11 protein-coding genes are annotated in these 12,752 nt (G+C 63.0%); 6 read left to right on the top strand and 5 right to left on the bottom strand.

The annotated features are described in order from the left end of the window. The first annotated feature begins 8 nt into the window (after positions 1-8). Complete coding sequence (locus J0I42_RS06340) at positions 9-1,352, top strand: MFS transporter (RefSeq protein ID WP_291653877.1); 1,344 nt, start codon at positions 9-11, stop codon at positions 1,350-1,352. Between the two features lie 127 nt (positions 1,353-1,479). Beyond that, complete coding sequence (locus J0I42_RS06335) at positions 1,480-1,692, top strand: hypothetical protein (protein WP_291653875.1); 213 nt, start codon at positions 1,480-1,482, stop codon at positions 1,690-1,692. On the opposite strand, the gene J0I42_RS06330 is transcribed toward J0I42_RS06335, so the two are convergent. Genes J0I42_RS06330 through J0I42_RS06320 form a run of 3 tightly spaced genes read right to left on the bottom strand, consistent with a single transcriptional unit; the run spans position 1,689 to position 4,647 of the window. Then, the gene (locus J0I42_RS06330; protein WP_291653873.1) at positions 1,689-3,200 is read right to left on the bottom strand and encodes a tripartite tricarboxylate transporter permease; all 1,512 of its coding nucleotides are present in this window, start codon (positions 3,198-3,200) and stop codon (positions 1,689-1,691) included. The two genes, J0I42_RS06335 and J0I42_RS06330, sit on opposite strands and share 4 nt — an antisense overlap. Then, positions 3,200-3,703: a tripartite tricarboxylate transporter TctB family protein gene (locus tag J0I42_RS06325; protein ID WP_291653871.1), complete on the bottom strand. Its 504-nt coding sequence runs from the start codon at positions 3,701-3,703 to the stop codon at positions 3,200-3,202. The genes J0I42_RS06330 and J0I42_RS06325 overlap by 1 nt, the downstream gene beginning before the upstream one ends. After that, positions 3,700-4,647, bottom strand: a complete 948-nt coding sequence (locus J0I42_RS06320) for a Bug family tripartite tricarboxylate transporter substrate binding protein (protein ID WP_291653868.1) — start codon at positions 4,645-4,647, stop codon at positions 3,700-3,702. The genes J0I42_RS06325 and J0I42_RS06320 overlap by 4 nt, the downstream gene beginning before the upstream one ends. 112 nt (positions 4,648-4,759) lie before the next feature. On the opposite strand from J0I42_RS06320, the gene acnA reads away from it, so the two are divergent. From acnA to J0I42_RS06300, 4 genes are read left to right on the top strand one after another with little or no spacing between them, the layout of a single operon-like run. Next, positions 4,760-7,429, top strand: a complete 2,670-nt coding sequence (acnA, locus tag J0I42_RS06315; RefSeq protein WP_291653866.1) for an aconitate hydratase AcnA — start codon at positions 4,760-4,762, stop codon at positions 7,427-7,429. Continuing rightward, the gene (locus J0I42_RS06310) at positions 7,426-8,574 is read left to right on the top strand and encodes a 2-methylaconitate cis-trans isomerase PrpF family protein (protein ID WP_291653864.1); all 1,149 of its coding nucleotides are present in this window, start codon (positions 7,426-7,428) and stop codon (positions 8,572-8,574) included. The genes acnA and J0I42_RS06310 overlap by 4 nt, the downstream gene beginning before the upstream one ends. Before the next feature lies 1 nt (position 8,575). Further along, the gene (locus J0I42_RS06305; RefSeq protein ID WP_291653862.1) at positions 8,576-9,481 is read left to right on the top strand and encodes a GntR family transcriptional regulator; all 906 of its coding nucleotides are present in this window, start codon (positions 8,576-8,578) and stop codon (positions 9,479-9,481) included. 22 nt (positions 9,482-9,503) lie between these two features. Then, on the top strand, positions 9,504-10,184 hold the full coding sequence (locus tag J0I42_RS06300) for a transporter substrate-binding domain-containing protein (protein ID WP_291653860.1): 681 nt from the start codon (positions 9,504-9,506) through the stop codon (positions 10,182-10,184). 528 nt (positions 10,185-10,712) lie between these two features. Here J0I42_RS06300 and J0I42_RS06295 read toward each other — a convergent pair. After that, positions 10,713-11,942 (bottom strand): beta-ketoacyl-[acyl-carrier-protein] synthase family protein, encoded by a 1,230-nt coding sequence (locus J0I42_RS06295; protein ID WP_291653858.1) that lies wholly within the window; start codon positions 11,940-11,942, stop codon positions 10,713-10,715. Further along, positions 11,939-12,259 carry an acyl carrier protein gene (locus J0I42_RS06290; RefSeq protein ID WP_291653857.1) on the bottom strand — a complete coding sequence of 107 codons (321 nt, stop codon included), beginning with the start codon at positions 12,257-12,259 and terminating at the stop codon, positions 11,939-11,941. Before J0I42_RS06290 ends, J0I42_RS06295 begins: the two co-directional genes overlap by 4 nt. Between the last annotated feature and the right edge of the window lie 493 nt (positions 12,260-12,752).

The raw sequence follows: 12,752 nt of genomic DNA, 5'->3' as shown, positions 1-12,752 counted from the left end.
TTCACCACATGTCTGACATCGCCGTAGCGGGCGCGCCCGCCGCTCCGCGTTCCCGCCGCGTGAAGGATCTGATCGCGGTCAATTTCGGCAATACGCTCGAATGGTTCGACTGGACGATCTACACGATCTTCGCGCCCTATTTCGCGCTCCAGTTCTTCCCGTCCGCGGACAAGTCGGCGGCGCTGCTGGCGGCGCTCGCCGTCTTCGCGGCCGGCTTCCTGACGCGGCCGCTCGGCGGATTCCTGTTCGGACTCTACGCCGACCGGGTCGGCCGTAAGAAGAGCCTGACGCTGGCGATGTTCATCACGGCCGGCGGCAGTCTCGTCATCGCATTCGCTCCGACCTTCGCGACGGTAGGGCTCGCTGCGTCCATAATCCTGCTGGTCGCACGCCTCGCTCAGGGGATCGCCCATGGCGGGGAGATGGGAACGTCGGTCACCTATCTGGTCGAGCGGGCACCACGTCATCGACGTGCGCTTTACGGCAGTACGTCATGGATGAGCGTCGTCCTCGGCACGATGATCGCAACGCTCACCGGCCTGCTGCTCAATGCCACGCTCGGACGAACGGCCCTGGAAAGCTGGGGTTGGCGCATTCCCTTCGTGCTCGGCGGGCTGCTCGGCTTCTACGGGCTCTATCTGCGCCGCAGGCTGAGCGAGACCGACAGTTTCGCGAAGGTGCAGGAGCAGGGCGCGAAGACTGCGACCGGACTCGGCCCGCTGCTGCGCAACTGGCGCGGCGTCGCCGTCGTCTTCGGTCTCTCGGCCGGCGGTTCGATCATGTTCTATACGTGGCTGATCTACAGCCCGACCTTCGCGCAGATCAGCCGCGGACTCGACCCCAAATCGGCGCTGACCGCGAGCCTGATCGCGCAGGCGGTATTCTTCGTCGCCATCCCGATCGTCGGCTGGCTCGCCGACCGGTTCGGGCGGCGGATCTTCATCATCTTGTTCGGCCTTGGCTTCATCGCGGCGACACTCCAGCTCGACGGGCTTATCACGAACAGTTTCTCGGGCCTGCTGACTGCGATGATCTGCGCGCTGCTGATCCTGGCCTGCCTGTTCGGGGTCAACACGGCGGTCTGGGCGGAGGTCTTTCCGACATCGGTCCGGGCCACCGGCGTCAGCGGTCCGCTTTCGCTCGCCACAGCAATCTTCGGAGGCACCGCTCCTTATGTGAACACCTACCTCTCGCAGACGGGTGAACACAGGCTGTTCCTGTTCTACCTGATGTTCGTGGCCGGGATCACCTTGCTGACGGGGTTGCTGATTCCGGAAACCCGTGACCTCGATCTCGATCGGCCCGACACTGGGCGGTTAGCGAATTCCGCGGAAGCCACCCGATTCCGCTGAGGCAGATTCGACCAAGCCCGAGCCGACCTGAAAGTCGGCTCGGGCGCCGCCGAAAGCCAAGTGCTTTGGCCCAGGCCATTTCTCCACACTGAAGATCCGCTTCATGGAGAACCGATAACCTCGGCAGTTGACGCTCGGTGCCAATGCAGGCTCGGCCGTGGCCGGCCTGAACGTTCGAATGTCCGATGAGCGAGGCCGGCTCGTCGGGAAGAAAGGCAGCCTTCCAGGCATCGAAACGAAACACGGGAACCTTGCCGCCTGCCTGGTCGCGCACGACAAGAAAACGTTCTGTGGGATCGTCGGGAATCTGATGGGGCCGAATGCCCGCCGCTTTCGCTAAGCTGCGGTCACAGTCGACGTTTCGCTGCGCCGGGTTTGGACGAAACGGATCAGCGGGATCAGCAGCAGCAACGCTGCGATGGTCAGGAGCCCTGCGGCGATCGGTGAAGACACAAGCGTCAGCGGATCGCCCTGGCCAATGGCCAGAGCGCGCCGAAGCTGTAATTCGGCCATTGGACCAAGAATGAGACCAATCAGCGCCGGCGCAATCGGCACCGAGCAGCAGCGAAATCCGTAGCCGATCACACCGAGAACGCCGAGGGCGAGCAATTCGACCCAGGACTGGGAAATGCCCCAGACACCGACCAATGAGAAGATTAGGATACCGGCGTAGAGATGCGGCTTCGGGATCGCCAGCAGCTTCACCCAAACCCGTGCCATCGGCAGATTGAGGACGAGCAGCATCAGATTGCCGATATAGAGGGACGCGATCACGCCCCAGACCAGCTCCGGATTGCTGGTGAACAGCGTTGGCCCGGGCTGGAGTCCATAATTCTGGAAGGCGGCCAGCATCACAGCGGCAGTGGCCGATGTCGGCAGGCCGAGCGTGAGCAGGGGCACCATGACACCGGCGACGGCCGCATTGTTGGCGGCCTCGGGGCCTGCAACGCCCTCGATCGCGCCGTGGCCGAATTCCTCAGGCTTCTTCGAGAGGCGCCTTTCGAGCGTGTAGGACAATAGAGTCGGGATTTCCGAACCGCCTGCGGGCATGACCCCGATCGGAAAACCGAGTGCCGCCCCTCTCAGCCAGGGTTTCCAGGATCTCTGCCAATCCTTGCGCGACATCGCGATCGGTCCATTGACCTCGATGATCTTCTGCGGGGCCAGACTGAGCCGGCTCGCGACGAAAAGGATCTCGCCGACGGCGAACATCGCGACCAGCACGATGGTGATGCCGATCCCGTCGGACAATTCCGGGACGCCGAAGGTCAGTCGCGGCAGGCCTGCCTGATAATCGGTGCCCATCACCGCGAGCGCGAGGCCGAAGAAGAGCGAAACCAGTCCGCGCAGGATCGAAGTGCCGAGCACGACCGAGACGGAGGTAAAGGCCAGGACCGCGAGCGCGAAATATTCGGCGGGTCCAAAGACAAAGGCGATCTCCGAGATGGTCGGAGCGGCGACCGTGAGAAGCGCGGTGCCGATCGTTCCGGCGACGAAAGAGCCGATGGCTGCGGTCGCGAGCGCAGCGGCTCCGCGCCCGTTTTTCGCCATCTTGTTTCCTTCGAGCGCTGTGATCATCGAACCGGATTCACCCGGCGTGTTGATCAGGATCGAGGTAGTCGAGCCGCCATACATGGCGCCGTAGAACACGCCGGCGAAGATGATGAAGGCCGCTGTCGGCGACATTGTCACGGTCACAGGCAGGAGGAGGGTGATCGTGAGGGCGGGACCGATGCCCGGCAGGACGCCGATGGCAGTGCCCAGCGCGCAGCCGACGAGTGCCCATAAGAGATTCATCGGTTGCAGCGCGATCCCGAAGCCATGCATCAGCGCGTCGAAAATGGACATCAGAAGCCTCCGGGCGGGAAGAAGCCGCCGAGCTGGACACCAAGCTTCGTGAAGGCGAACCAGGTGATCGAGGTCACGACGAGGCCGATGGCGACATCGGCCAGTGGCCGTTTGGAGCCGTATGCGCGTGTGACCAGGGCGTAAGCGACGGCTCCGCCAAGGGGGAAGCCGACATGGCCGACCAGAGCGACCGGGAGAAAGACGCCCGCCGCAGCGGTGAGGAAACCCTTCCACTGCATCGGCCGGCCGATGTCGGCCCCTTCGGCCTCCTCGGGTTCGAAGATGGCGCCTCTCAAGACCTGATAGCCGAGGGCGAGGCCGAGAGCCGTGAGGACGAGACCGATCGCGAGGACGAAAAAGCCCGGGCCAATGCCGGCATAAGTCTGCGTCAGCGGGAGGTCCGTTGCCTCATGAAGCAGGGCGGCTCCGAGGATCAGGACAGCAACCGGCAAGCCCCAGCGCGACAGACGCCGCGCCGGGGAGGATTTGACCGCCGAAGTCATTTGGCAACCCCGAGCTCCTCGAGGATCGGCCTGATCCGTGCGTTCTCGCTGGCGATGAAGGCGGAGAAGTTGTCACCGCCGAGATAGGCGCTCTGAAGGCCGGCCTTGCCGAGTTCTGCCTTCCATTCCGGGTTCTCGGTCGCTTTGGCGAAGCGCTCGACCCAGATTCTGCGTGCCGCTTCCGGCATTCCCGGAGCACCGACGATGCCGCGCCAGTTCCCGAGGACGATGTCGACGCCACTCTCCTTCAAGGTGGGGGCGTCGATGTCGGGCAGGCGCTTGTCCGAGGTGACGGCGATGATCCGAACGCGCCCGGCATCGGCCAGGCCCTTGAGTTCCGATGCCCCGGAGACGAGGACGGCGATCTTGCCGCCAGCGAGTTGCGTGACCGCTTCGGCGCCGCCGCCATAGGCGATGTAGTTCAGTCTTTGCAGGGGAAGGCCGGCATTCTTCGCGATCATGCCGGCGATGATGTGATCGACGCCGCCGGCGGAACCGCCGCCGAATGCCACCGCACCCGGATTGGCCTTCAGCGCCTCCGTGAGATCCTTGACGGCCTTGAATGGCGAGTTCGCGGGCACTGCCAAGCCGTTATACTCGAAAGTCAGGCGAGCGATCGGCGTGGTCTCGGCAATCTGTGGCGAGCCTTTCGTCGCCATGATCGAACCCAGCAGGATGACGCCCATTCCCATCAAGGCGTTGTCCTGCCCCTTGCTGGTCCGGATGAATTCGCCAAGGCCAAGCGTTCCGCCTGCACCCGGCTTGTTGGTGAACACCGCCCCATCTTTGAACTGTCCGCTCTTGTCGAGCATGGTCATCGCGAGGCGCGTGGTCGTGTCGTACCCGCCGCCAGCCCCCGCCGGAACCATCACTTTCGCCGGCTCGGCCAATGCCATTCCCGAGAAACCGACCGCCATTGCGATCGAAAGCACTGTCTTACGCATTTTCGCATCCTCCCTGTCGGATGGTGAGTAATTGTATTTTGGATATCCGTAACTATTGTTTTTTGGATATGCAAGATATAATATCTGCGCAGGTTTACGGAGGAGCGTCATGTTGGAAAGAGCCACGCTGGCCGCATTGGGGGCCGAGGTCGGCCGGGCGCGCTATGTGCCGATCGTTCGCTATCCCGGCATCGAACGGTTGCCGTTTTCATTGCGGATCGTGCTCGAGAACCTGCTGAGACAACAGTTCTTCGAGGGCGTGGAGAACGACGCGCAGATTCAGGCTGTCCTGCAGCGCGAAGTTGGAGCAGCGCTGACATTCAAGCCCACGCGCATCTACGGTCAGGACATCCTTGCGAAAGTGATGCTGGTCGATATGGCCGGGCTACGGGATGCTCTTGCGGCTGCAGGTAAGGATCCGGGGGTCGTCAACCCCGCGGTGCCCGTAGACATCGTCATCGACCACTCGCTTCAGGTCGATTTCTTCGGCACACGTGACGCTCCCCGCCTCAACCTGGAGATGGAATACCGTCGCAATGCCGAGCGGTTCGCCTTCCTGCGCTGGTGCTCGGAAAGCTTCGACGGCGTGCGCGTGGTCCCGCCGGGCAAGGGCATCATGCACCAGATCCATATCGAGAAGATCGGGCAGGTCGTTTGGCGTGAGGAATTGAAGGGCATGCAAGTGGCGTCGCCCGATACCTGCGTCGGAACGGATAGCCATACCCCGATGATCAATGGCCTCGGCATCCTCGGCTGGGGCGTCGGCGGCATCGAGGCCGAGGCCGTGATGCTCGGCAAGGGCATCGCCATGGCGCTGCCGCGCGTCATCGGCGTCGAGGTCAAAGGCCGGCTGCGCGAAGGCGTGATGCCGACCGACCTGGTGCTGACCATCACCGAGCGCCTGCGCAAGGTCGGCGTTGTTGGCGAGTTCGTCGAGTTCTTCGGGCCCGGGTTGCAGCAGCTCTCGGTGGCCGACCGCGGAACCATCGCGAACATGGCGCCGGAGTACGGAGCCACCGCCGTCTATTTTCCGATCGATCAGCGCTCGATCGACTTTCTGGAAATGACGGCCCGGCCGGCTGAGCAGATCGCGCTGATCGAGGCCTATGCCCGCGCCCAAAAGCTGTGGCGGGACGAAAATACCCAGGCACCGGCCTTCGACCTCGTCGTCGCGATCGACCTTGCCGATGTTCGCCCGTCGATGGCGGGCCCCAAGAACCCCGAGGATCGGTTCGACCTTGCCAACGCGGCGACGGCATTCGCCTCACATTGCAGGGAGATAGCTGGCCGGCAGCCATCACGCCGAAGTCACGCGGTCGCGGAAAGTGATTTCTCGATCCGTGACGGTGATGTGGCGATCGCTGCCATCACCAGTTGCACCAACACCTCGAACCCCGTCGGCATGATTGCCGCGGGACTGGTCGCCCGCAATGCTGCGCGCCTGGGGCTGAAGTCGAAGCCCTGGGTGAAGACCTCGCTCGCTCCCGGGAGCCACGTTGTGGCTGAAATCCTGGAGCGCTGCGGACTGCAACGAGATCTCGATGAACTGGGTTTCCAGGTCGTCGGCTTCGGCTGCACCACGTGCAATGGGGGATCCGGGCCGCTCCTGCAACCGATCGCCGACGCGATCGAAGGCAACGGAATCCTGGCAACGGCAGTCCTCTCAGGCAACCGGAACTTCCAGGGGCGTATCCATCCGAATGTCCGCGCCGCCTACCTGGCATCGCCCGCCCTGGTCGTTGCCTACGCCATTGCCGGGTCGATGATGATTGACGTGACCCGGGAGCCGATCGGAACTGCGGCGGACGGCAAGGACGTGCATCTCGCCGACATCTGGCCTTCCTTCGCGGAAATCGACGCGCTGGTTGCGACGGCCTACACGCCTGAGGTTTTCGCCGAGAAATACGCCGATCTTTTCGACGGCGGCGAGCCTTGGGACAGGCTCGCGACCAAGCCTTCCGCACTGTTCCCGTGGCAGCAGGGCAGCACCTATGTGCGCCAGCCGCCATATTTCGACGACCTGTCGCCGGAGCCTGCTCGGGCATTCAACATCCACGGTGCCCGGCCGCTGGTTATCCTAGGCGACTCGATCACCACAGACGACATTTCGCCATCCGGTGCGATCAGCCTCGGCACGCCATCCGCGGATCTGCTGCTATCCCATGGCGTGAAGAAGGCGGACTTCAACAACTACACCACCCGCCGGGCCAATCACGAGGTCGCCGTTCGCGCCACCTTCGCGAATATCCGCCTGCGCAACCGCATCGTGCCCGGCGTCGAAGGCGGCTTCACCAGGGTCATGCCGGATGGAGAGCAGATGCGGATATTCGAGGCAGCCCAGGCCTATCTGGAGCGTGGCACGCCGCTCGTCGTGATCGCCGGCAGGAACTATGGCTGCGGGTCCTCGCGCGACTGGGCCGCCAAAGGCGTGGCTCTGCTTGGCGTCAAGGCCGTGATCGCGGAAGGCTTCGAGCGCATCCATCGAACCAACCTGGTCGGCATGGGCGTGTTGCCGCTGCAGTTCGCGGATGGGACGGTCGTCGAAACACTCGATCTCGATGGCACCGAAACCTACGATATCGCCGGCCTCGATCGCGATTTCGCTGTGCGCGACAACGTGATCTGCCGGGTGACCCGTAGCAGTGGCGAAACACTCGACATTCCCCTGATCATCCGTCTCGATACCCCGGAGGACATCACCTACTGGCGCCATGGCGGCATTCTGCCCTTTGTCTGGCGGGGCTATATGAGCAAAAGCGCATCGATCGCGAGGACTGCATGAGCCAGGAATTCATTCCCGCGGTCTTCTACCGCGGCGGCACGAGCAAGGGCGTGTTCTTCAACGCTAAGGTTCTGCCGCGGGATCGCGACGCCGTCAGCAGGATGCTCGTCGCCGCTCTGGGCAGCCCGGACCCCTACGGCCGGCAGCTCGACGGCATGGGTGGCGGCATCTCCTCGCTGTCGAAGGCCGTGATCATCGGCCCGTCGACGCATCCGGACGCGGATGTCGACTACACCTTCATCCAGATCGCAGTGGATCAGGCGGTCGCCGACTGGACCAACAATTGCGGCAATCTGTCTTCCGCGGTCGGCCATTTCGCCGTCGATGAAGGGTTTGTGCCCGCAACGGACGGAGAGGTGCTGGTCCGCATCCACCAGACCAACACCCGGAAGCTGATCCATTCCCGCTTCCAGGTGAGGGACGGCAAGGCCGAAACCCAGGGAGACTACACTATTGCGGGCGTTGCGACGCCGGGGGCGAGGATCCGCCTGGACTTTCTCGATCCGGATGGGGCCGTGACCGGAAAACTGCTGCCAACCGGACATGCCGTCGACAGCATCGACCTCGGTGCGGATGGTCGCTTCGAGGTTTCCATTGTCGATGCGACGTCGCTGATCGCCTATGTCGATGCGGCGGCCTTCGGCCTGACCGGCGCGGAAACTCCGGATCAGGTCGAAGCGAGGCCGGGCGCCATGGACAAGCTGGAGGCCCTTCGCCGCCGGGCCGGCGTTCTCGCCGGCCTTGGCACGACGCCCGAGGCGATCGGCCTTCAGACGCCGCGCATCGCGCTGGTCTCCGCTCCGGCGGCGTTCAAGGCCCTCGACGGAGAAACCTTCACGCCCGATCAGTTCGATATCGCGACGCGCATGATTTCGATGCAACGCGCGCACAAGGCCATTCCCGGCACGGGCGGCCTTAATCTCGGGGTGGCGACGCAGATCGCCGGCACGATCCCCAATCGTCTCTCGAAGCCGGCCAATGCCGCTGGTGAAGTGCGCGTCGCGAATCCGTCCGGCCTGGTTTCCGTTGGTGCCATCGTGCGTCAGACCGAGGGCCTGTGGACCGCGGACAGCGCCGTCCTGTTCCGAACAGCTAGGCGTTTGATGCAAGGTGAGGTAGCCATTCCGGCGTCGAATGGGACCTGAAATGTCACAACAGCCGACTCCGCTGCAGCTCAAGCTGGCCAACCAGATCTTGTCGCATGCGCGGTCGTCGGGCTGGCAGAACGGCCATCATCTCACCGAGGACTCGTTGCAGCCTGTGCTGGGGGCTTCGCGGACGCCGATCCGCGCCGCAATGGCTCATCTGGCCGAGGCCGGTGTTCTGGAGCACCGGCCGAACAAGGGCTTTTTCCTGAGGAATCTTTCCTTCCAGAAGGAGTCTCCTGAGGGAGAAGCTGAGCCGGGTGAGGACGAGGCCGCCACCTATCTCGCGATCGCAATGGATCGCTTGAACCACAGGCTTCCTGACGTGGTGAGCGAGAATGAGCTCATTCGGCGATACGACCTTTCCCGGGCACGACTGCGCCACATCCTGGCGAGGATGGCGTCGGAGGGCTGGGTCGAGCGCCGGCAAGGACGCGGGTGGGAATTCCAGCCCCTGATCGACACCCTCGACGCCTATCGTGAGAACTATCGTTTTCGCCAGATGATGGAGCCGACGGCGATGCGATCTCCCGAGTTCGCGCCCGACATCGCCCGGCTGCGCTCGCTGCGCGACCAGCAAACCTTCGTTCTCGAGGAGGGTTACGAGCGGCTCGGTCAGATCGAGCTTTTCGAGATCAACTCGTCTTTCCACGAGGGTATCGCGGCGATGTCAGGAAACCGGTTCTTCGTGCAGACGCTGGCGCGCCTCAACCAGTTGCGGCGGCTCATGGAATATGGCCGCCCGCTCGATCGCGAACGTGTTCGCCGCGTCTGTCTCGAACACCTTGGAATCATCGAGTTGCTGATGGCCGGAGACAGGACGGGAGCGGCCGATCGGATGCAGCTCCATCTAACCGATGCTGCGCTCGAGAAAGCTCCAATGATGAGCGGTTTGCAGCCTTCGTGACGGTGAACGGGCGGAGACGGACATGCTGACTAAAAACGGCAGGCTGCGAGCCGCCATCAATCTGGGCAATCCGGCTCTTGCGCAGCGAAACCCGGACGGAACGCTGACCGGGGTCACAGTGGCGCTTGCACGGGCTCTGGCTGATCAACAAGGCCTGACGCTTGATCTCGTTCCGTTCGACGGCGCGGGCAAGGTTGTCGACGCGGCGGCGGGCGACATCTGGGATGTGGCATTCCTCGCCATCGATCCAAAGCGCACCGCCGAGATTGCCTTCACCGAACCGTATCTCACGATCGAGGGGGAGTTCGTGGTTGCCGCGTCGTCGTCGCTTTCGCGCGTCGAGGATGTCGATCAGCCGGGCGTACGGATTTCTGTCGGACGCGGAGCTGCCTACGATCTGCACCTCACGCGGACCCTGAAGCATGCCGAGCTTGTGCGCGTGCCGACCTCGGCCGAAGCCCTACCTCACTTTCTCTCGCAAGGCCTGGAGGCAGGGGCCGGAATCCGCCAGCCGGCTGAAGTGTTCGTCGCACGGAATCCCGGCGCGCGGCTGATCGAGGAACCATTCATGGAGATCAGGCAAGCGATGGCGGTTCCCATCGCCAAGGCCGGCACTCTTCCGATCGTACAGAGCTTTATCGAGAGCGCGATTTCGTCTGGATTTGTAACTGAGGAAATGTCGAAATCCGACGATATCTCTTAATCGTAGCCGATGCGTATTTCAAAGCGCGAAGGGCTCGGTAGCAAGCAGCAAAGATCGCTGAGTGTTCGCGAACCGTCTCAGCGGCGCTCCGATATCGATAGCCTCGCTCGGGGTCGATTTGGAGCGAAGCATCGCCTTGCTCCGGATGTCCGCTTCCAGGCCGCCGTTCAATGTCAGCAAACAACCCAGCTCGGACAGGGCAAAGATCCGCTTAGGGGATTCCCAGACAGATCCATGAGCTACTGAAATAATCGCTTCCAGAACAGTAGCGCAGTCATACGATTAGAGCGCCATATGCCGATACACAGCCGTTGGGCCGCGACCTTGCCTCGGATTGAGAGGTAAATTGCCCATGGAGCAAGCATGACGAAGCCATCACTATTTGGGTGTATTCCCTTATACACTGAGCGCCTCGGCCGACGCTGCATCGTACAACGGTAAACATCCACGTTGGGTGATGGACAAGCAGCAATACGGCGCCGAGCCAAGTTCGAGCGTCATGTTTGATGGATCGCAGGATTCCCGCAGCTACCCGCCATGGCTCTTAACCGGGTCCCAAGCGCTGAAGGCCAGCACGGCGTTGAGACCGCCAAAGGCGAATGAATTCGACAGCGCGTGCCGCAAGCTCGCAGTCCGCGCGCCATCAGCTACGACATCGAGGCCGCACTCCTCGTCCGGTTCCGTGCAATTGGCCGTGGGAGGGACCAGCTGATGATACAGCGCCAGCGTGGTCGCCAGCGCTTCGAGCGCGCCGGCAGCGCCCAGGCAATGGCCAAGGACCCCCTTGATCGAGGATACCAGCGGCAGGCGATCCGCCGCGAAGACCGCGCGAATGGCCCTGCTCTCGACGATATCGTTCATCAACGTTCCGGTGCCATGTGCATTGACGTAGTCGATCGCGCTGGGGGTGAGGCTCGCGCTCGCCATGGCGCGCCGCATGGCCGCTTCGGCGCCCGCCTGATCGGGAGAAGTCAGGTCGCCGGCATCGGCATTCGCACCGAACCCCACGAGCTCGGCATAGATGCGGGCATTGCGGGCGACTGCTCGTTCCCATTCCTCAAGGACGAGGATGGCGCTGCCCTCGCCGAGCACCAGGCCGTTCCGGTTGCGGGCGAAGGGGCGACAGGTATCCCGTGACAGGATCCGCAGGGCGCTCCAGCCGACCAGCGTGCCGTTCGTGATGCAAGCTTCCGAACCACCCGCCAGCGCAATATCGCAATCGCCGTGGGCAATGGCACGAAAGGCCAGCCCGATCGCATGGGATCCTGAAGCACAGGCGCTTGCCACCGCGAAGGTGTTGCCGTGCAGGCCGAGATCCATCGAGATCTGGCTTGCCGGAGCATTGGTCATCAGTTTCGGGATGGTAAGCGGATGAACCCCACGCCCGCGCTCGCCATAGATCCGGTGGAAGCTGTCATCCAGCGTGTTCATGCCGCCGACACCGATGCCGATCACGACATCCGCCTTCGCCAGGTCGGGGTCTTTGGGCAGGAAGCCCGCATCGGCGACCGCTTCCCTTGCCGCGACGATCGCGAATTGCGAGACGCGGTCGAGGGAGGTTTGACGCTTCGCGCTGAAATGCGCATCGGGATCGAAAGCGTGAGCCTGCGCCGCAACCGGACATGTGACATCCTCCATCCGCGGGAGCCGCAGCGGCCCGATGGCCGTCTGGCCGGCGAGGACACGTTGCCACGTCGCTGCGGCGGTCAATCCAGCCGGCGAAACCGCGCCAAGCCCGGTGATGGCGACCCGTCTCATGCCGGCATGCGCTTGAGGAGGGCTTGCTCGACCAACCCGATGATATCTCCGACCGTCTTCAGGCTTTTGACAGCCGGGTCGTTCGCATCGACGGGAACCCGGATATTGAACTTCTCTTCGATTGCGAAAATTGTCTCCAAGACGTCGAGAGAATCGTATCCGGATTCCTCGAGATTAGTTTCGTCTCCGATTTCAGACACGTCGCGACTGAGTTGTTGCGCTACGATCTCTCTGACCGATTGAACAATATCCATTCCCGTATCCACGCCCTTTTCGCGTGCCCCGATATTTCCGATCGATCCGGCAAGACGCTGCATCACCTGTCGAGGCCCGGGGCCAGCAGGAACCTTGCCGCGTGATTGATCGCAGGGCCCGAGCAGATTCCGTGCCAATCTGCCGCTCTCGAGAACATCGACGCAGGAGGCGCAGCTGCCGGGCGCACCTCTGCCGTTTTCGCCCGGGTGGGCCGAAAACGGCGGAAATCTTCACCTCTACGGCGGAGCCTCCGACCTGCCGAGGAGGCGACATTTCATGTCAGAAGCATCCAAATTTGTAGCTCGACCTCGCCGAGGTCCACCGGCCAGGCCACGCCCGAGATCGTACGCCCCGACCGGCCGGGCCCTGATCCGAGAATCGGGCGTATCCCTTCCCCCTTACGGAAAGGACGCCGATGAAGCCCCGCCTCCAAGCCTGTCCGCAACTTAAAAAGGGTCTGGAAGGAGGTACCGCCCGGAGCCGAGTTGGGGGTCGGAAGCATCAAAATTTGGAGCAAGCTCCAGTTCGTGCGTTTGGAAAACGGCGACGAAAAAC

The sequence above is a fragment of the Allobosea sp. genome (genome assembly GCF_017308015.1).
Taxonomy (GTDB): Bacteria; Pseudomonadota; Alphaproteobacteria; order Rhizobiales; family Beijerinckiaceae; genus Allobosea.
Note: the sequence above shows the minus strand (reverse complement) of the source record. Positions and strands in the feature narration are given on the sequence as shown.